General features: G+C 63.6%; 21 protein-coding genes. 15 read left to right on the top strand and 6 right to left on the bottom strand.

The features are described 5' to 3' along the window. Positions 1–65 precede the first annotated feature (65 nt). Positions 66–461, top strand: coding sequence for a hypothetical protein (locus GGR38_RS07950; protein ID WP_183624317.1), 396 nt, complete (start codon positions 66–68; stop codon positions 459–461). A 1-nt stretch (position 462) separates the two neighbouring features. On the opposite strand, the gene GGR38_RS07945 is transcribed toward GGR38_RS07950, so the two are convergent. The 5 genes from GGR38_RS07945 to GGR38_RS07925 all read right to left on the bottom strand — a co-directional run bounded on the left by GGR38_RS07945 (position 463) and on the right by GGR38_RS07925 (position 3,972). Next, entirely contained in the window at positions 463–795 is a 333-nt protein-coding gene (locus GGR38_RS07945) for a PilZ domain-containing protein (protein ID WP_343059044.1), read from the bottom strand. Positions 796–918: 123 nt separating this feature from the next. Further along, on the bottom strand, positions 919–1,623 hold the full coding sequence (locus GGR38_RS07940) for an LrgB family protein (RefSeq protein WP_221227040.1): 705 nt from the start codon (positions 1,621–1,623) through the stop codon (positions 919–921). Then, entirely contained in the window at positions 1,620–1,937 is a 318-nt protein-coding gene (locus tag GGR38_RS07935) for a CidA/LrgA family protein (RefSeq protein ID WP_183624314.1), read from the bottom strand. The genes GGR38_RS07940 and GGR38_RS07935 overlap by 4 nt, the downstream gene beginning before the upstream one ends. A 26-nt stretch (positions 1,938–1,963) precedes the next feature. Then, complete coding sequence (locus GGR38_RS07930; protein WP_183624312.1) at positions 1,964–3,304, bottom strand: ATP-binding protein; 1,341 nt, start codon at positions 3,302–3,304, stop codon at positions 1,964–1,966. Further along, complete coding sequence (locus tag GGR38_RS07925) at positions 3,301–3,972, bottom strand: response regulator transcription factor (protein ID WP_246404336.1); 672 nt, start codon at positions 3,970–3,972, stop codon at positions 3,301–3,303. Before GGR38_RS07925 ends, GGR38_RS07930 begins: the two co-directional genes overlap by 4 nt. A gap of 80 nt (positions 3,973–4,052) precedes the next feature. On the opposite strand from GGR38_RS07925, the gene GGR38_RS07920 reads away from it, so the two are divergent. The 6 genes from GGR38_RS07920 (at position 4,053) to GGR38_RS07895 (ending at position 11,433) form a co-directional block, all read left to right on the top strand. After that, positions 4,053–5,150: an efflux RND transporter periplasmic adaptor subunit gene (locus GGR38_RS07920; protein WP_246404335.1), complete on the top strand. Its 1,098-nt coding sequence runs from the start codon at positions 4,053–4,055 to the stop codon at positions 5,148–5,150. Positions 5,151–5,154: 4 nt separating this feature from the next. Next, on the top strand, positions 5,155–8,232 hold the full coding sequence (locus tag GGR38_RS07915) for an efflux RND transporter permease subunit (RefSeq protein ID WP_183624311.1): 3,078 nt from the start codon (positions 5,155–5,157) through the stop codon (positions 8,230–8,232). Next, on the top strand, positions 8,225–9,475 hold the full coding sequence (locus GGR38_RS07910) for a TolC family protein (protein WP_183624309.1): 1,251 nt from the start codon (positions 8,225–8,227) through the stop codon (positions 9,473–9,475). Before GGR38_RS07915 ends, GGR38_RS07910 begins: the two co-directional genes overlap by 8 nt. A gap of 22 nt (positions 9,476–9,497) precedes the next feature. After that, complete coding sequence (locus GGR38_RS07905; protein ID WP_183624307.1) at positions 9,498–9,764, top strand: hypothetical protein; 267 nt, start codon at positions 9,498–9,500, stop codon at positions 9,762–9,764. A gap of 92 nt (positions 9,765–9,856) precedes the next feature. Next, a complete protein-coding gene (locus GGR38_RS07900) occupies positions 9,857–10,606 on the top strand; it encodes a phosphatidylserine decarboxylase (protein ID WP_183624305.1) in 750 nt (249 codons plus the stop codon). A gap of 41 nt (positions 10,607–10,647) precedes the next feature. Continuing rightward, positions 10,648–11,433, top strand: a complete 786-nt coding sequence (locus GGR38_RS07895) for a CDP-alcohol phosphatidyltransferase family protein (protein ID WP_183624582.1) — start codon at positions 10,648–10,650, stop codon at positions 11,431–11,433. On the opposite strand, the gene GGR38_RS07890 is transcribed toward GGR38_RS07895, so the two are convergent. After that, entirely contained in the window at positions 11,378–11,677 is a 300-nt protein-coding gene (locus GGR38_RS07890) for a hypothetical protein (protein ID WP_183624303.1), read from the bottom strand. The two genes, GGR38_RS07895 and GGR38_RS07890, sit on opposite strands and share 56 nt — an antisense overlap. A gap of 424 nt (positions 11,678–12,101) precedes the next feature. On the opposite strand from GGR38_RS07890, the gene rpsB reads away from it, so the two are divergent. The 8 genes from rpsB to rseP all read left to right on the top strand — a co-directional run bounded on the left by rpsB (position 12,102) and on the right by rseP (position 19,076). Then, positions 12,102–12,857 (top strand): 30S ribosomal protein S2, encoded by a 756-nt coding sequence (rpsB, locus tag GGR38_RS07885; RefSeq protein ID WP_183624301.1) that lies wholly within the window; start codon positions 12,102–12,104, stop codon positions 12,855–12,857. A 109-nt stretch (positions 12,858–12,966) separates the two neighbouring features. Further along, on the top strand, positions 12,967–13,893 hold the full coding sequence (tsf, locus tag GGR38_RS07880) for a translation elongation factor Ts (RefSeq protein WP_183624299.1): 927 nt from the start codon (positions 12,967–12,969) through the stop codon (positions 13,891–13,893). Positions 13,894–14,063: 170 nt separating this feature from the next. Then, on the top strand, positions 14,064–14,777 hold the full coding sequence (pyrH, locus tag GGR38_RS07875) for a UMP kinase (RefSeq protein WP_168602627.1): 714 nt from the start codon (positions 14,064–14,066) through the stop codon (positions 14,775–14,777). Positions 14,778–14,792: 15 nt separating this feature from the next. Further along, positions 14,793–15,356: a ribosome recycling factor gene (frr, locus tag GGR38_RS07870; RefSeq protein WP_168602628.1), complete on the top strand. Its 564-nt coding sequence runs from the start codon at positions 14,793–14,795 to the stop codon at positions 15,354–15,356. Between the two features lie 62 nt (positions 15,357–15,418). Next, positions 15,419–16,063 carry a polyprenyl diphosphate synthase gene (uppS, locus tag GGR38_RS07865; RefSeq protein WP_183624580.1) on the top strand — a complete coding sequence of 215 codons (645 nt, stop codon included), beginning with the start codon at positions 15,419–15,421 and terminating at the stop codon, positions 16,061–16,063. Further along, complete coding sequence (locus GGR38_RS07860) at positions 16,050–16,796, top strand: phosphatidate cytidylyltransferase (RefSeq protein WP_246404334.1); 747 nt, start codon at positions 16,050–16,052, stop codon at positions 16,794–16,796. Before uppS ends, GGR38_RS07860 begins: the two co-directional genes overlap by 14 nt. Then, positions 16,797–17,951 carry a 1-deoxy-D-xylulose-5-phosphate reductoisomerase gene (locus tag GGR38_RS07855; protein WP_183624295.1) on the top strand — a complete coding sequence of 385 codons (1,155 nt, stop codon included), beginning with the start codon at positions 16,797–16,799 and terminating at the stop codon, positions 17,949–17,951. 3 nt (positions 17,952–17,954) lie between these two features. Beyond that, positions 17,955–19,076, top strand: coding sequence for an RIP metalloprotease RseP (gene rseP / locus GGR38_RS07850; RefSeq protein WP_246404333.1), 1,122 nt, complete (start codon positions 17,955–17,957; stop codon positions 19,074–19,076). The last annotated feature ends 79 nt before the right edge of the window (positions 19,077–19,155 follow it).

The raw sequence follows: 19,155 nt of genomic DNA, 5'->3' as shown, positions 1-19,155 counted from the left end.
TTGCGGTTTAGGGTTAGCACGTCATTAACCAGCCAACACTATGCTTTGCTGGCGAGGTGCTAGTGATGTTCAGCCTGTTCGATACTGTGGGTGCGATATTGCGCAATATATTTGCGCTCAGCTTTGCTGTCATCTGGGGTATCTCTTCGATGATGTTCGATCTCAAACAGATCGCCGATATGGCCTGGGCCTCGACCGGGGGGATGTTGCTGGTTCTGGGGCTGGTGGGGGCCGGTCTGTTTGTCGGCTTTGTTGCGCTGGTCCTGCACCTGCGCGAATCCGGGCGCAGGCGCAAAGCAGCGTCGCAGGAGGGGCGCGACGAAAGTGATGATTGGGACCCGGATCAGATCATCGCCTGCCATCTGGCCCGCCGATCCAGCCTGAGGGCCCAACCGATTCTGGTGCCTCAGACGGTGCGGCGCTCGATTCCGGCACGCCGCTTTGGTCGCAAGCTCCGTTGATTTAGCGGGTCAGGCTGCGGGTGATATGTTCAAACACAGCGGCATGCAGCGGGGCGGCAAAGGCGCAGCCGATCGCGCCATCCTTTTGCCAGACGATCCGAGCCGAGAGCATTTGCAGGCCCGGAATGCGGATACGCAGAGGCTGGCTGGGGTCCGCCTCGCCAAAGCGGTTGATGCGAAAGCCGCCGGGCGAGAGCTCATCCAGCGTGACGCGGCGCCATTCGGCCATGCCTTGTCGCACTTCGCAAACGGCGGACAAATCGACACGCTGATTATCTCCCCGACCGCCTTGACCGCCGGAACCTGATTTACCAAAACCCTTATAACTTTGCATATTCACGAAAATCGACCTCCACGGAGGCCTAAGATACTAGGCGCAAAAAGTTAATAGGCCGGAAAGTTTTTGCCTTCCCGCCGCGCCATTGCTCGGTTGCGGCGCCAAAACAGGCCGAGCCGGTTAAGTAGGTAGAAACCAAAGAACCAGCGGCGCAAGGGCAAGGTTCAAAAGCCCCGTCAGCACCATCGCCAGCCCCGCCACGGCCCCCACGCGGGGGTGGAGCGATTGCACCTGTGCCGTGCCGATGGCGTGGGCGGCTACACCGACCATAGCCCCCTGCGCGGTTCGCCCTGAGGGCAGGCCGCGCATCACCGCCGCTTCGCCCAGCAGGGCGCCAAGGATGCCGGTGGCGATCACGAAAACGGCGGTAATATCGGGCATGCCGCCGATTTCTGCCGAAATCGCCATGGCAAAAGGCGTGCTGACCGAGCGCGGCAGCAGCGAGAGGCGCAAAGGTCCGTCAATGCCCAGCGCACTCGCCAGTGCCCAGCCCGAGAGGAAAGAGGTGGCGCTGCCTGCGATCATCCCGGCCAGCAGCGGACGCCAATAGCGGCGGATCATCGCGCGCTGGTCATAGATCGGCACGGCAAAGGCGGTGACCGCCGGGCCAAGCATCCACAGCAGCCATCCCGCCCCGGCGCGATAGGTCGCATAGGGCACATGAAACACCAGCAAAATCAGCGCGATTCCCAGCGGCGCCGTGATCAGCGGCATCAGCCACCAGCGCGGCCGGCGCCGATGCACCGCGCGCGTGGCGGCAAAACTGGCCAGCGTAAGGGCGGACCAAAGAGCGGTTGAGCCTGCGTCAATCATCGGTTGGGTCAATCATCGGCGCCCGCCACGATTTGCACAACCATCCCTGTCACCGCCATAACCAGCACAGTGCCGATTGCCACCACCAGCAACAGGCGGACCCCCAAGATGCCCGCAAATTCGCGATGCTCGATCAGAACCGGGACGGCAGGCACAAAAAACAGCAGCATCCGCCCCAGCAAAGCATGCGCCCCCTCGCGCAATTGCCCCGGTTTGATCCAGCGCCGATGCAGCGCGATCAGGGTCAGCGCCAGACCGATCACGCTGGCGGGCAGGGGGGCGTGGGTCAGACGGGCAATGATTTCGCCAATTCCATAAAAGGCCATGATAATGGCTATTTGCCAGAGAATCCTCATACCAGATCTGCAATCAGTCCACCGCCCGGCGGCGAGGAAAGCCTGAGGCGCAGCCCATAGGCTTCGGCAATGTCGCGCGCGATGGCGAGGCCAAGCCCGCTGCCGGGCATATCGGCGTCAAACCGGCTACCGATCTCGCAGGCGCGGGCGATCTGTTCCTCGCTCATGCCGGGACCATCGTCTTCGACGCGGATACGCGGCCCCTCGGCAATGGTCAGCACCACGCGGCGGCGCGCCCATTTCCCGGCATTGTCCAGCAGGTTGGACACCAGTTCGGACAGGTCCACCGGGTCGATGGCCATGCGCACCGGGACGGGGGCCGAGAGTTCAAAGGCGCAATCGGGATGCAATTTGCGCATGGCCGACAGGATGGGCAAAACGGCCTCGGGCAAATGGCTGACCCGCAGCGAGGCGCGCGCGCCTGCCGCCGAACGGGTGCGCGCCAGGCGAAAGTCGATCTGCTGCACCATCTCATGCGCCTGATCGAGCAGAGCGCGCGCGGCCCTTGCGCTTTCGGGCTGGCGGGCCAGCCTTTCGGCCTCGTCGGTGATGACGGCCAGCGGTGTGCGCAACCCATGCGCCAGATTGCCCGCCTCGACCCGCGCGCGTTCGATCACCGCCTCATTGCCCGCGATATAGGCGTTCAAATCCTCGACCAAAGGCGCGATTTCCGAAGGATAGGCGCCTTCGAGCCGGGCGCTGGTGCCTTCGCGCAATTGTCCGATGGCCGTGGCCAGACGGTTGAGCGGGCGCAGGCCAAACAGCACCACCGCATAGCCGGTAATCAGCAGTGCCGTCGCCAGCGCCGTCAGCCACAGCGTCAATTCACGGGTGAAACTGGCGATGGCTTGATCCAGATAGCGTTTATCGACCGCGATCACATAATGGACCACCCGGCCATCGGGCGTGAACCCGGTAAAGCCATAGGCGATGGTCTTGCCGGTCGGGCCATTGTCGATCGAATGAAAGATCTCGGGCGAATGGGCGATGTCCTCGTCAATCTCGCCGCGCACCATCGAGGCCGAATGGATACGGTCGCCCCGATGCACCGAAACCTGCCAGTAATAGCCCGACATGGGTTCGAGATAGCGCGGATCGGAAAGCGGGCGCGAGAGCGAGAGGTGGCTGTCCTTGGAAATATTCACCAATCCGGCCAGTTCGCGCACATGGCCATAGAGTTCGTCGTGATATTGCGCCTCGATATGGCGGGTGAAGACGCGCGTGGCAGAATACCAGATGCCGCCGATGCCCAGCGCCACCCACAACAGGATCGCCAGCAAAAACCGCAGGCGCAGGCTGTGCGCGGCAAAACGGGCAGGGGTCAAAACACGCTTCATGCCTCAAACCTATAGCCAAGGCCGCGCAGGGTCTTGATCCGCCCCGCGCCCACCTTGCGCCGCAAACGGCTGACCAGCACCTCGATGGCGTTCAGGTCGCGCTGGGCGTCAAGGTCATAGAGATGTTCGAGAATATCGCCTTGGGACAGCACCTGACCGGGGCGGCGGACAAAGAGTTGCAGCAGGCGAAACTCCTGTTTGGACAGCGACAGCGCCGCCCCGTCCACCTCGGCATTGCGCCCCACCGGATCGAGCCGTACCCCGCCCGCCTCGATCCATTGCGCGCGCTGGCCACTGTGGCGGCGCAGCAGCGCATGGAGCCGCGCCAGCAATTCCTCGAACCGCACGGGCTTCACCACGAAATCATCGGCCCCCGCGTTCAACCCCTCCACCTTGTCCTGCCAGCTTCCCCGCGCGGTCAGGATCAGTACCGGGCAATCGACCCGCCGCCCCCGCCAGTAACGCAGCAGATCCAGCCCATTGCCATCCGGCAATCCAAGGTCGAGAATGATTGCGGCAATCTTGCCCAGATCGGGCCAGCCTTCGCCGTCCGCCTGTGATCCGGCGACATCCACGGCAAATCCGGCATCGCGCAGGCGATTGCTCAGGCGGCTTGCCAATTCGCCGTCATCCTCGATCAACAACAGCCGCAAGCCTTGAGTCCCCATGTCTGTATGCTTCATGACTATTGGACCTGCCACACGAAACTGACAAGTTCCTGTCAGCTTTGTGCGCCATGGCGGCGGCCATGATGCGCAAAAACTCCCTGCTGGCCGCCGGTGCCGCACTCGCCCTGCTTTCCGCCTGTTCGCGTGCCGCGCAGGAGGCTGCGCCTGAAGCGCCCAGTCCCAAGGGTGATCTGGTCGCGCTCAGCGAGGCGCAGGTCAAGGAACTGGGCATCACGGTCGAACCGGCACAGGGCGATGCGCCGATCCCGCTGGCCAGCGTGCCGGGCACAGTATCCTTGCCGCCCGAGGCGCGGGTGGCGGTAACCTCTCCCTTTGGCGGCACGGCGGTCAAGGTGCTGGTGATTCCGGGGCAGGAGGTGTCGCGCGGGGCGGTTCTGGGCGTGGTCAAGGCCGCCGAATCGGTGCAGTTCAGCGGGGCGATGGCGCGTTCGCAGGCCGAATTGCCCGTGGCGCAGGCCAATGCCGCGCGTCTGAGCCAATTGGCCAAGGAAGGCGTGATCGCCCCCTCGCGCGCCGAGGAAGCGGTGGCCAATCTGCGCGCGGTGCAGGCGACCTTGGCGGAAAATCGGCGTCTGCTGGCGCTGGGCGGTGCCTCGCGCGATGGCACGGTGACGTTGCGCTCGCCGATTGCTGGCCGCGTGGCCAGCGTCAGCGTAGAAACCGGCGGCGCGGTCAGCACCGATGGCGCGCCCTTTGTGGTGGAGAATATCTCGGCGCTGCGGCTCGATCTGCAATTGCCGCAAAGGCTGGCCGGGCAATTGCGCCCCGGAATGCCGGTGGCGGTCGAACAGGACGGGCGGCGCGCGGTGGGCAAATTGCTTTCCGTGGGCGCCTCGCTTGATCCGGTCACGCGGTCGTTGGTGGCGCGGGCCAGCGTGGCGGGCGATGCGGGGCTGGTCCCCGGCAAGGGTGTGACCGCGATCATCGAGGCGGCGGGCGAGAGCGCCAAGGGCGTCAGCGTCCCGCGCAATGCGGTGGCCAATGTCGATGGGCATGATGTGGTCTTTATCCGCGACGGCAAGAATTTCCGCCGTCAGGTGGTCAAGGTCGCGGGCGAGAGCGGCGGGCGCATGGTGATCGGCAGCGGGCTGTACGCCCATGCGCAGGTGGTCACCAAGGGCGTGGCCGAACTCAAAGCCATTTTCGCAGGGGCCTGATCCGATGCTGCGCAAACTGGTCGAACGGGCGCTGAGCGCGCGGATAGCGGTGCTGGCGATCGCGCTGGCGCTGGCGGGGGCGGGCGTCTGGTCCTTTCTCAACCTGCCGATTGACGCCTTTCCCGATATTTCCTCAACTCAGGTCAAGGTGATCCTGAAGGCCCCCGGCATGACGCCCGAAGAGGTGGAGAGCCGCGTGGTGGCCCCCATCGAAATGGAAATGCTGGGCATTCCGCATCAGACCGTGCTGCGCTCTGTGGCCAAATATGCGATTGCCGACGTTACCATCAATTTCGATGACAGCACCGATATTTACTGGGCGCGCAATCAGGTGAATGAGCGCCTGACGGGCGTGATGGGCAATCTGCCCGCGACCGTCAGCGGCGGTCTGGCCCCGATTGCCACGCCTTTGACCGACATGTTCATGTTCACCATCGAAGGTCCTCAGGATCTGGCCGAAAAGCGCCGGGTGCTGGACTGGGTGATCCGGCCTGCGCTGCGCACGGTGCCGGGGGTGGCCGATGTGAATGCGCTGGGCGGTCTGGCCGAAAGCTATGAGGTGGTGCCCGACAATCAGGCGCTGGCGGCCGCCGGGCTGACGGTGACGGATCTGTCCGAGGCGATCAGCACCTCGAACCGCAACGATGGCGCGGGGCGTCTGGTGGCGGGCGAGGAGGCTTTGATCGTGCGTTCCTCCGGCGCGATCCGCAATGTGGCGGATCTGTCGGCGGTGGTGGTCAAATCCGCGACGGGCCGCGTGGTGCGCGTGGGAGACGTTGCCAAGGTGCGGATTGGTGCGCTCACCCGCTATGGAGCGGTCAGCCAGGGCGCGCGCGGCGAGGCGGTTGAGGGCATTGTCATCGGTCTGCGCGGCGTGGATGCGGCCAAGATCGTGGATGGCGTCAAGGTCCGCCTTGATGAACTCAAGCCCAGCCTGCCCAAGGGTATGAAGATTGCGGTGTTTTATGACCGATCCGATCTGATCGAACGCGCTGTCGGCACGGTTGAGGAGGCGCTGATCGAGGCGACCTTGCTGGTGGTCGTGCTGCTGTTGCTGTTCCTTGGTGATGTGCGGGCCTCGGTGATCGTGGCGCTGGCGCTGCCCATGGCGGTGCTGCTGACCTTTATCGCCATGCGTGCGGTGGGACTGACGGCCAATCTGATGAGCCTTGGCGGGCTTGCCATTGCGGTGGGTATGCTGGTCGATGGCGCGGTCGTGGTGGTCGAAAATGTGGTCGAGCGGATGAATGATCCGCGCCATGCCGGGGCGGGGCGCCTGCACAATGTGTTCGTCGCCGCCGCCGAGGTCGCAACGCCCGTGGCCAGCGGCCTGGCCATTATCGCGCTGGTATTCCTGCCGCTGCTCACGCTTGAAGGGCTGGAGGGCAAGCTGTTTGCCCCGGTGGCGCTGACCATCGTGCTGGCGCTGCTTTCGGCGCTGGTGCTGGCGCTGACCTTGGTGCCGGTGCTGTCCTTCTTTGGCCTGAAATCGGGAGACGCCCATCACGAACCATGGCTGATGCGGCATTTGTCGCCGCGCTATGGACGGTTGCTCGACTGGGCCTTTGCGCATCGGTTGCCGGTGTTCATCGCGGCGGGCCTGTCGCTGGTGCTGGCGGTGGTGGCCTATCAATCCACCGGGAAGACCTTCCTGCCGACGATGGACGAAGGCTCGGCGATTGTTCAGCTCACCAAGCTGCCCTCAATCTCGCTGCCGCATAGTATGGAAATCGACCATGCCGCGCAAAAGGCGATCATGAGCAAAGTGCCGGAAGTGACCAATGTCATCTCGCGCACCGGCTCGGATGAATTGGGCCTCGACCCGATGGGGCTGAATGAAACGGACAGTTTCATCACCTTGAAACCGCGCAGCGAATGGCGCGTAGGCGACAAGGAATGGGTGGTCAATGAAATCCGCAAGGCGGTGGCCAATCTGCCCGGCGTCCAGACCAGCTTTACCCAACCCATCGAAATGCGCATTTCCGAAATGCTGACCGGCGCGCGCGGCGATCTGGCGATCAAGATCTTTGGCCCAGACAGCGCCGAACTGGGCCGCCTTGCGGGCGAGGTTCAACGCCGGTTGCGGGCCATTCCCGGCACCAGCGAGGCGCTGACCGTGGCCAATGACAAGGTGGATTACCTGCAGATCGACATCGATCGCACGGCGGCGGGGCGTGTGGGCATGCCCATCGACACGCTTCAGGATGCGATGCGCTCCGAACTGGAAGGCGTGCGTTCGGGCGTGGTGGCCGAAGGGCTGCGCCGCGTGCCGATCCTGATCCGGGGCGAGGGCGAGGCCGCCAATCCCGCCAGTTTCGCCGACCGCCTCTATCGCAGCCCCACCGGCCAACTGGTGCGCGCCAGCGATGTGGCGCGGGTTGAGCGCACCGAAGGCCCGGTCAAGGTCGAGCATGAAAACGGCTCGCGTTTCGCCATGGTGCAGGCCTTTGTCGGCGGGCGCGATCTGGTGGGCTATGTGCAACAGGCCAAGGCCGACATCGGCGCCAATGTGAAATTGCCGCAGGGCTATCGCATCGTCTGGGGCGGACAGTTTGAAAACCAGCAGCGCGCCTCGGCCCGCCTGATGGTGGTGTTGCCTATTGCGCTGCTGATGATCTTTGTCGTGCTTTACGCCACGCTGTCCTCGGTGCGGGCCTCACTGCTCATTCTGGTCAACATTCCCTTTGCGCTGGTAGGCGGCATGGTCTCGCTTGCCGTCTCAGGCGAGTATCTTTCGGTGCCCGCCTCGGTCGGCTTCATCGCGCTGCTGGGCATTGCCGTGCTCAACGGCCTGGTGATGGTCAGCTATTTCCGGCAATTGCGCGATGGCGGCATGGAACTGGCGCAGGCGGTGCGGGTAGGGGCACGGCGGCGTCTGCGGCCTGTGATGATGACGGCCACGATTGCCGCCTTTGGCCTTGTGCCTTTGCTGTTCGCCACCGGGCCGGGCTCGGAAATTCAAAAGCCGCTGGCCATCGTGGTGATCGGCGGGCTGATCACCTCCACTCTGCTCACGCTGGTGCTGCTGCCGATCCTGTACGAACGGTTTGGCGAGACCCGCGCGGAGAAAGCCGATGCGTAAGTTTCTCTTCCTCGCCCTGTGCTTTGCTCCCTTGCCCGTAATGGCCGCCCCGGGGCGGGTTGGCCCCGAACCGGGCCTGCCTGATCCGGCCGCCGTGGCGCAGGCTTTGGCCAGCCATCCCGGCGTTGAGGCCGCCAACGCCCGCACCCGCGCCGCCGAGGCCGAAGTGCGCGTGCTGGAACACGGGCCTTATGATTACAACTTGCAAACTTCGTACAATAGGCGCTCAATTGTTCAGGAAAGCGTCTATGACGAGTTCGAGGCGCAATTGACCAAGGGCGTGCGCTGGCCGGGCAAGGTGCGGCTGGACCGCGAGATCGGCCAATATGGCCTGACCGCGCAAAAGAACCGCGCCGAGGATACGCGGCACCAGACCGCGCTGATGCTGGCCGATTACTGGTGGGCGTGGCTCTCGGCGGCGGGCGAGGCCGAGGTGGACCGGCAGAGCGTGGCCAATTACCAGACCTTGCTGTCGGCGGTGAAGCGCCGGGTGGAATTGCGCGATGCCTCTATGCTGGAGGCCGATCAGACGGTGGCGGCGCTGGAGGCCGCGCGTTTGGCCGCCGAAAGGTCGAGCGGGCGCGAAAAGGTGGCGCGCAGCCGGTTGCAGGCACAGTTTCCGGCGATGACGCTGCCCGATCACGCCGAGGCAATTCCCGCGCCGCATGAGCCCGAAGGAGGGCTGACGCATCTGCGCGATCTGGTCTTTGCGCGCAGCCACGAGATCGCCGCCGCCGAGGCCACCGCTCATATGGCCGACGCCAGCGCCGAGCGCGCCCGCGCCGACCGGATCGCCGATCCGCAGGTGGGCGTACGCGTCTTTTCCGACAAGGGCGGGATCGAGCGCGGGGCAGGGCTGATTTTCATCATGCCCTTTGGCAATGGTCGGCGCAGTGCTCTGGCCGATCAGGCCGGGGCCAATGCCGCCGCTGCCGGGGCTGATCTGCAGGTCGTGCGCCGGACTTTGCAGGAAACCGCCGATTCCGATCTGGCCGGCGCGCAAGCTGCGCTGCACGCGTGGGAACGCGCCGATGCCAGTCGCCGCGCGCAGGAGGCCGCGCTGGTCAAGGTGCGGCGCGGGTTTCAGGCGGGCGCGCTCGACCTGTCCGAACTGCTGCTGGCCGAGCGGCAGACGCAGGATGCCGCGCGCGCTGAGAGCATTGCGCGCGGGGACGCCCATGCCGCGATCACTCGCCTACGCATCGACAGCCATCACCTGTGGATTGGGGATGATGAGGACTAAGTGATCTGTTAGGCGCGCGGGCATGGCAAAGAAGAAGCGATATCTGACCGCGACCATGCCGGATGGCTATGTCAAGCGGATCGGCCCGACCAGCGACCGCTTTACCCATTACTGGCGTATCGTGGCCGAATTGGCCAATGGCAAGACCGAGGTGTTCTGGGGGCATACGCGATCTCTGGGCGATGCTACGCGGCTGAAGGCGGCGGCGGGCGAGGGCGCGCGGATGCGGGGCTGGAAAAGCTACGTGTTCGAAATCGTCGAGGTGGTCGAGGAACCGGTCGGCGATTAGACGGACAAGATTAAAGCGCGCGCCGCAGACAACTGGGGGTAGCCGCGAAGCGATGCTTGCAGCGCCGCCTTCCTGCGCCTAGAGACAGCGCCATGCCCGGAGAAATTCTTGATAACCAGGGGCGTGGCACTGCCGGATGGCACTGGCCCGCCGTACACCCCGAAGCGCGCAAATTTGCTGCGGTTTCAGCCCTTGCCTGCCTGATGGCGGCGTTGATGGGGTGGAGCTTGCTGGCGTGGCCGCTCGGCATTCTAACCTATGGGATCTGCGCGTTTTTCCGCGATCCTCTGCGCGTGACGCCGCGCGGCGACCGCTATGTCGTGGCGCCCGCTGATGGCCTTATTACGCTGATCCAGAAGGTGGCCCCGCCGCGCGAACTGGTGATGGAAGATGGCACCGGAACGCCTGGTTTGCCTGACGCTCTGGTCACGCGCGTGTCGATTTTTATGAGCGTGTTCGACGTTCACATCAACCGCGCGCCCATCAACGGCACCGTTTCGCGCGTGATTTATATCCCGGGCAAGTTCCTTAACGCCGACCTCGATAAGGCCAGCGAAGAGAACGAGCGCCAGCATATCCTGATCGATCGCGGCAATGGCGCGATGATCGGCTTTACCCAGATCGCGGGCCTTGTGGCGCGCCGCATCGTGCCCTTCGTCAAGCCCGGCGACATCATCGGCGCCGGTCAGCGCGTCGGCCTGATTCGTTTCGGCAGCCGCGTCGACGTCTATCTGCCCGAAGGCACCGAGCCCAAGGTTTTGTTGGGCCAGCGCACGGTGGCGGGTGAAACCATTCTGGCCGAAATCGGCGACGTTGGCCTGATCGAGGGCGTGAGCCAGTGAGCGATGGGCCAGTAGGCGATGAAACGCGCCGGCAAAAGCGGATGCCCGGCGGGCTGACGCTGCGGGCTCTGGCGCCCAATGCGATTACCTCGGCGGCGCTGTGCTGCGGGTTGACCGGCATCCGCTTTGCCATTGAGGGCGAGTGGGAAAAGTCGGTGATGGCGGTGATTCTGGCCGGGGTGCTTGATGGCATCGATGGTCGTATCGCCCGCCTGCTCAAGGCTCAGTCGCGTTTTGGCGCCGAACTTGACAGTCTGGCCGATGCCATTTCCTTTGGCGTGGCGCCTGCGCTGATCGTGTTCCTGTGGTCATTGAAGGATGTACCGCGTCTTGGCTGGTTTGCGGCGCTTGCTTTCGCGATCTGCATGGCTTTGCGCCTTGCCCGCTTCAACGCCCGTATCGATATGCCCGACGAGCCGCGCAAGCAGGCCGGTTTCCTGACCGGTGTTCCCGCACCGGTTGGGGCGGGGCTGGCGTTTCTGCCTATCTATCTGTGGATCGCCAGCGGCGGGGATGCTTCGGGCGATCCGATTTTTCGCGATCCGCGCATCGTCGGCGTATGGCTTGCCTTCAACGCTTTCCTGCTGATCTCGGCCATTCCCACGCTCAGCTGGAAGTCCTTGCGCCCGCGCCGTTCGGTTCGCCTGGAACTGATTGCGCTCTTCGGAATTGTCTTTGCCGCTTTGCTCAGCGAACCCTGGTTTACGCTGGTGGGGATTTGCGTGGCCTATCTGATCCTGATCCCGATTGGGCTGGTGATGTATGCGCGGGTCAGGCGGCCGCGTGGCGCAAGGTTGAGCGAAGCGCGCGGCGAGGCTGGGGAATAAGCACCGTGGCGGCGGGGCGTTCGCTCTGCGTTGCGACAGTCGGGGTGGGGGCGGCAAGCCGCTCCCAATCGGCGGGACCGGCCTCTCGCAGGGTGACATGCAGCACGCTGCCCGCTTCGAGCCGCTTTACCTCTGCGCTGAGTTGACGCCATGCGGGCATAAAGGTCCGCGCGCTCTGGATCAGCGAAGCGATAACGAGGGCGGCTATCAGGCCGGTCATACCATTGATCGCAAGAGTCAGCATCGCGGTATAGTCCTTTGTCCATCGGGCGGGATCGTCGATTGCGGTGACGACCGGCCTTGCGTACAACATGTGGATAACCAGTAAGAGTTTGAACGGTTCCTATATGGATGTTCCCTAGTTCCGTTCTGTTGGCAATTTGTTCCATACCTGTTCCGCCTGGTCAAGCGCTTTTTGCGATGAACCGAGGATTCATTGCGAACATTGCGCTCAGCCTCGTCCAAAATGGCGCTGGATTATTTCTCAAACTGGGTCTAAGGGCGCGGCACCTGATCTATGCAGGGATTCGCAATCACGCGGGTCTCGCAAGGTTCAGGCCAACCCACATGGGACGCATCTTCACCGGTGCCGCAGCGGGAATTCGGGCCTTCATGGCCTTGGCCGCACGGTTCCAGCGTCTCAGAGGAACAACCGGAAGGACTTATTTATGGCGGCTCCCGTCGTTACGATTCAGCAGCTTATCGAAGCCGGTGCCCACTTCGGCCACCAGACCCACCGTTGGAATCCGCGCATGAAGCCCTATATCTTCGGCGCGCGCAACGGCATCCACATCCTCGACCTGTCGCAGACCGTGCCGCTGTTCAGCCGCGCTCTGGAGTTCATCTCGGCGACCGTTCAGGCTGGCGGCAAGGTTCTATTCGTCGGCACCAAGCGTCAGGCTCAGGAGCCCATCGCTGAAGCCGCTCGAGCTGCCGGTCAGCACTTCGTCAACCACCGCTGGCTGGGCGGCATGCTCACCAACTGGAAGACGATCTCGCAGTCGATCAAGCGCCTCAAGACGCTGGAAGAGCGTCTGGCCAGCGCCACGGGCGGTCTGACCAAGAAGGAAATCCTTCAGCTGACGCGTGAACGCGACAAGCTCGAACTGTCGCTGGGCGGCATCCGCGACATGGGCGGCATCCCCGACGTGATGTTCGTGATCGACGCCAACAAGGAAGAACTGGCGATCAAGGAAGCCAACGTGCTGGGTATCCCGGTCGTTGCGATCCTCGACTCGAACGTTTCGCCCGAAGGCATTGCTTTCCCGATCCCCGCCAACGATGACGCCTCGCGCGCGATCCGCCTTTACTGCGACGCTGTTGCCGCTGCTGCCACCAAGGGCAACCGCGCTGCTGTGGTCGCTTCGGGCGCGGACATCGGCGCTATGGCCGAGCCGGTCGCCGAAGAAGCGATCGAAGGCTGATAAGCCTTTGGACTGGCGCCTGAAACGGGCGCCGTCACAAAACTGGAACGCGCCGGGTCCATGTGGCCCGGCGCAACTGTATAAAACTCTTGTCTAAGGACTATCGGACATGGCCTTTACTGCCGCCGACGTGAAGAACCTGCGCGAACGCACTGGCGCTGGCATGATGGATTGCCAGAAGGCGCTCAAGGAAGCCAATGGCGACATGGAAGCCGCCGTTGACGCCCTGCGCGCCAAGGGTCTGGCTGCTGCTGCCAAGAAGTCGAGCCGTACCGCCGCTGAAGGTCTGGTGGGTCTGGCGATTGCCGGCACCAAGGGCATCGCGGTCGAAGTGAACTCGGAAACCGACTTCGTCGCCAAGAACGACCAGTTCCAGGATTTCGTGCGCAAGACCACCGAAGTCGCTCTGAACGGCGACATTGCCGAAGTCGAAGCCCTCAAGGCTGCGGCCTATCCCGACGGCGGCACGGTTGGCGAAAAGCTGACCAGCAACGTTGCCACCATCGGCGAAAACCAGCAGGTCCGCCGCATCAAGGCCGTTTCGGTTTCCGAAGGCGTGGTCGTGGCTTACATGCACAATGCCGCTGCCCCCAACCTGGGCAAGATCGGCGTGCTGGTCGCTCTGGAAGGCAATGCTCCGGCCGACGTTCTGGAACCGCTGGGCAAGCAGATCGGCATGCACATTGCCGCGGCTTTCCCGCTGGCTCTGTCGGCTGACGACCTTGACTCGGCTCTGATCGAGCGCGAGCGCAAGATCGCTGCTGAAAAGGCTGCTGAATCGGGCAAGCCCGAAGCCGTTCAGGCCAAGATGATCGACGGCGCCGTGGCCAAGTATGCCAAGGAAAACGCCCTTCTGTCGCAGCTCTTCGTGATGGACGGCAAGACCCCGGTTTCGGACGTCGTTGCCGCCGCCGCCAAGGAAGCCGGCGCCACGATCAAGCTGGTGGACTATGTCCGCTTCCAGCTGGGCGAAGGCATCGAAAAGGAAGAAACCGACTTCGCCGCCGAAGTGGCTGCTGCTGCCGGCCTGAAGTAAGTTTCTTTCCAGCAATGGAAAACAAGGGGCTCGCCGGAAACGGCGGGCCTTTTTGTTTGGTGCTCTGGCATGTTTTCTCTATCCCTGTGTGCATTAGTTTTTGCGCACCCTTGGCACGGGCAACGCCACGGTATAAGGGCGCTTGCGAAGCATAAGGATAGATCGAAACCATGGCTCAGCCCCAATATAAGCGCGTTTTGCTGAAACTTTCGGGCGAAGTGTTGATGGGGAGCCAGCCTTTCGGCATCGATCCCGAATTCGTGGCCGAAATGGCCGCCGAGGTGAAGGCTGCCAAGGAAAGCGGGCTGGAAATCTGTCTGGTGATCGGCGGGGGCAATATCTTCCGCGGCATGGCGGGCGCCGCCAAGGGCATGGACCGCGCGCAGGCCGACTATATGGGCATGCTGGCCACGGTGATGAATGCGCTGGCGATGCAGAATGCGCTCGAACAGCTTGGCGTTCCCACCCGCGTGCAGAGCGCTATCGAGATGGACAAGGTGTGCGAGCCGGTGATCCGCCGCCGCGCCGAGCGTCATCTGGAAAAGGGCCGCGTGGTGATTTTTGCCGCCGGTGTTGGCGCGCCTTATTTCACCACGGATTCGGGCGCGGCCTTGCGTGCGGCTGAAATGCGCTGCGATGCGCTGTTCAAGGGCACCAGCGTGGATGGCGTCTATAATGCCGATCCCAAGCAGGATCCTGCGGCGAAGCGTTACGATACGATCGACTATGACACTGTTCTGGCCGACAACCTCAAGGTAATGGATGCGAGCGCCGTGGCGCTGTGCCGTGACAACAAGATTCCGATCGTCGTCTTTTCCATCCGCGAGCGTGGCAATCTGGCCCGCGTGCTGGCCGGGCAGGGCGTCCAGACGATTGTGCAGTAATTCAGGAGAATACCAATGGCTGCTCCCAAATATGACAAGGCTGATCTTGAGCGCCGGATGAAGGGCGCGGTGGAATCGCTGAAGGGCGATCTGTCGGGTCTGCGCACGGGCCGTGCCAATACCGCGCTGCTCGATCCGATCACGGTGGAAATCTATGGCAGCCACATGCCGCTCAACGCCTGCGCCACGGTGGCCGCGCCCGAATCGCGCATGTTGACCGTGACCGTGTGGGATCGTTCCAGCGTGACCCCGGTGGAAAAGGCGATCCGTTCGGCGGGTCTGGGCCTGAACCCGATCACCGATGGCAACACGATCCGTCTGCCGATCCCCGATCTGACCGAGGAACGCCGCAAGGAACTGGCCAAGCTGGCCAGCAAATATGCCGAAGGCGCGCGCATCGCGATCCGCAATGTCCGCCGCGACGGCATGGAAGCGCTCAAGGCCGACGAGAACAAGAAGCTGATCTCGGAAGACGAGCGCAAGCGCTTTGAAACCGAAGTGCAGAAGCTGACCGACGAGGCGATCAAGGGCGCTGATGAAGCTGCTGCGGCCAAGGAAAAGGAAATCCTGGGCAAGTGACCGCTGCGGTACTTCCTGCTTCTGGCGGACCCGAACACGGTGTCCGCCATGTGGCCATCATCATGGATGGGAATGGCCGCTGGGCCAAGAAGCGCCATTTGCCCCGCGTGCTGGGGCATCAACGCGGGGTCGAGGCGGTGCGCCGCCTGATCCGCGGGGTGCGCGGCATGGGGCTGGAGGCGGTGACGCTTTATGCGTTTTCCTCGGAAAACTGGCGCCGCCCGGAACAGGAAGTGTCCGATCTGATGGGGCTGCTCAAGCGCTTCATCATCAGCGATATCGACGAGATTGCAGCCAACGGCGTCCGTCTCAAGATTATCGGTGATTACAAGGCTTTGTCGGCTGATATTGTCGATCTGCTCGAAGGCGCGATGGCGCGCACGGCGGGCAATTGCGAGCTGACGCTGGCCATTGCGCTCAATTACGGCAGCCAGCAGGAAATCGCCCGCGCGGCAGCGGCAGCAGCGGTCAAGGGCGAGATTACGGCCGAGGCTATCGAGGCCGAACTCGACACGGCATGTCTGCCGCCGCTTGATCTGGTGGTGCGCACCAGCGGCGAGGTGCGCCTGTCGAACTTCCTGCTGTGGCAGGCCGCCTATGCTGAAATGTGGTTCACCGACGTGCTGTGGCCCGATTTTACCCCCGACCATCTGGCCCACGCGCTTGGCGCCTTTGGTCAGCGGGAGCGTCGCTTTGGCGGCCGCTGAAGGCGAGGGGGCTGCGGCTCCCAAGAAAAACTCCGATCTCAAGGCGCGCACGCTTTCGGCCATCGTGATGGTGGTGGTGGCGGGCGGGGCGCTCTGGCTGGGCGGCATTGCGTGGACGGTGTTCGTGCTGCTGGTGGCCACGGGCGTCTTGTGGGAGTGGAGCAAGCTCTCTCGCGCGATTGCGGCAAGCCATTGGGCGCGGCTGATCTGGCTGGCGGCGGGCGTTGCCTATGTCGGGCTGGCGGGCGAGATGCTGATCGTGCTGCGGGCCGAGGATATTGTGTCGGTGCTGATGCCGGTGCTGGCGGTGATTGCGACCGATATTGGCGCCTATTTCGCCGGGCGCACCTTTGGCGGGCCAAAGATTGCGCCGAAAATCAGCCCCAGCAAAACGTGGAGCGGGCTGGCCGGCGGGACCCTTGGGGCCGGTCTGGCTCTGGCCGGGCTTCAGGTCTATGCGCATTGGCGCGCCGTCAGCGAGATGGCGGCCTTGCATCTTCCGGTCGCCGCTGCGCCTTTCGCCATTAACTGGCCGGAGGTTGCCGTGAGCGGCCTGCTGGTCGCCGTCATCGCCCAGACCGGAGACTTTTTCGAAAGCTGGATGAAGCGCCGGGCCGGGGTCAAGGACTCGGGCCATCTCATTCCGGGCCATGGCGGCTTGTTCGACAGGGTTGACGGTTTGCTTGCGGTGCTGTTCGTTGCCGGGATGCTCGGCGCAATAGGAAGATTCTAAGTGCGATCAATTTCCGTTTTGGGCGCCACCGGTTCGATTGGCGCCTCCACGCTGGATCTGATCCGCCGCAATCGTAAGGATTGGCGGGTTGTCGCGCTGACGGCCAATGGCAATGCAGCGGCTTTGGCCGCGCTGGCGCGTGAATTTGAGGCCGAGGTGGCGGTTTGCGCCGATCCTGCCGCGCTTCCTGCATTGCGTGAGGCTTTGGCCGGGACCAATATCGAAGCGGCGGCGGGGGCGGATGCTCTGGTCGATGCGGCGCGGCGTCCGGCTGATATTGTGATGGCCTCGATTGTCGGCTGCGCAGGGCTGGCCCCGACCATGGCCGCCATCGAGCAGGGCCGCACCGTGGCGCTGGCCAATAAAGAAGCGCTGGTTTCGGCGGGCGAATTGATGATCGCGGCGGTGGCCAGGCATGGCACCACGCTGCTGCCGGTCGATTCCGAGCATAATGCGATCTTCCAGTGCCTGTCGGGCAACAAGACTGAGCACGTCCGCTGGATCACGCTGACGGCCAGCGGCGGTCCGTTCCGCGACTGGAGCCTTGAGCAATTGCAGAGCGCCACCCCGGCGCAGGCGATCAAGCATCCCAACTGGAGCATGGGCGCCAAGATCAGCGTCGATTCGGCCAGCATGATGAATAAGGGGCTGGAGTTTATCGAGGCCTATCACCTGTTCCCGGTGGGCCTCGACCGGCTGCGCATTATCGTGCATCCCCAATCGATCATCCATTCGATGGTTGAATATCACGATGGCTCGACGCTGGCCCAATTGGGGCCGTCCGACATGCGCGTGCCGATTGCCTCATGCCTGGCCTGGCCGGAACGGATGGAGACGCCGCTCTCGAGCCAGCTCGATCTGGCCGCGATTGGCGAATTGACGTTCCGCGCGCCCGATGAGCTGCGTTTCCCCGCCACGAAACTGGCGCGGCAGGCGGCCCATGCCGGAGGCGGCATTCCGGCGGTGCTGAACGCGGCCAATGAGGTGGCGGTCGATGCTTTCCTGAACGGGCGGATCGGCTTTACCCGCATTCCCGCGATGGTCGAGGATGTGCTGAACGCCTATGCGCCGCCCCCTCCGGCTGCTATTGACGAGGTGCATGAGGTGGATGCGCAGGCCCGCCGCCGCGCCGCCGCCTTGCTGGAGATGGCCTGAACCATGGCGCAGCCGACGATTCTGATGACGATCCTTGCCTTTGCCCTGCTGCTGGGGCCGCTGGTGCTGGTGCATGAGCTGGGCCACTATCTGGTGGGCCGCTGGTGCGGGGTGAGGGTGGTGGCCTTTTCCATCGGCTTTGGTCGGGAAATCGCAGGCTGGACGGATCGGCAGGGCACGCGCTGGCGGCTCTCGATGCTGCCTTTGGGCGGTTACGTCCAGTTTGCGGGCGATATGAACCCGGCCTCGGCAGGGGTGGACAAGATCCCGCTCGACATTAAGGAGCGCGAGGGCTGGTTCCATTTCAAGCCCTTGTGGCAGCGCTTCCTGATCGTGCTGGCCGGGCCGGCGACCAATTTGATCGTGGCGGTGCTGATCTTTGCCGCCTTCAACATGGCCTATGGGCGTCTGACGGTGCCTGCCGTAGTGGGGCGCTTTGGCGAAAATTCCGCGGCGCAGGCCGCAGGTGTGCAACTGGGCGACCGGATCGTGGCCATCGACGGCAAGGCGATTTCCGGGTTTGAGCAGATTCCCGATGCGGTCAAACCCTTTCCGGGCGAAACCGTGCAGTTGCAGATCGAGCGTTCGGGCCATCGCCTGACGATCCCGGTCACGCTGGCCTCCGAAATGATGAAGGACGGGCTGGGCAACAGCGCGCGGATCGGGCGGCTGGGCGTGGGGCGGCCGCTGGGCGATACAGAGGTGATCCATATCCGGATGGGTGTGGTCGATTCCTTTGTGACGGCGGGCGATCAGTCGCTGCATCTGATGGGCCTGATCGCCACGGGTCTCAAGCAGATCGTGACCGGCCAGCGCAGCGTGCGCGAAATGAGCGGGCCGATCAAAATGGCGCAATATTCGGGCCAGACCCTGCAAATGGGCTGGTTGCCGTTTGTGTCCTTTGCGGCTTTCATTTCAATTAATTTGGCATTCATCAATCTGCTGCCAATCCCGGCGCTGGATGGTGGACATCTGGCATTTTATCTGGCCGAAGCGGTGCGGCGCAAACCCTTGGATGCGAAGAGCCAGGAATGGGCGTTTCGCACCGGGATTGCCTTTGTGCTGGCGTTGATGGTGTTCGTCACGATCAACGATCTGGTGCCGGCGGATCTGTTCGGCCTTTGACGGGGCGGTTTTGACCGGCCCGCTTTTGGCCGGACGGCGCAAGATGCCTTGAAAGCTGGGCCCGCATCGGGCAGAGGGC

It is taken from the genome of Novosphingobium sediminicola (assembly GCF_014196525.1).
GTDB classification, from domain to species: Bacteria; Pseudomonadota; Alphaproteobacteria; order Sphingomonadales; family Sphingomonadaceae; genus Novosphingobium; species Novosphingobium sediminicola.
Note: the sequence above shows the minus strand (reverse complement) of the source record. Positions and strands in the feature narration are given on the sequence as shown.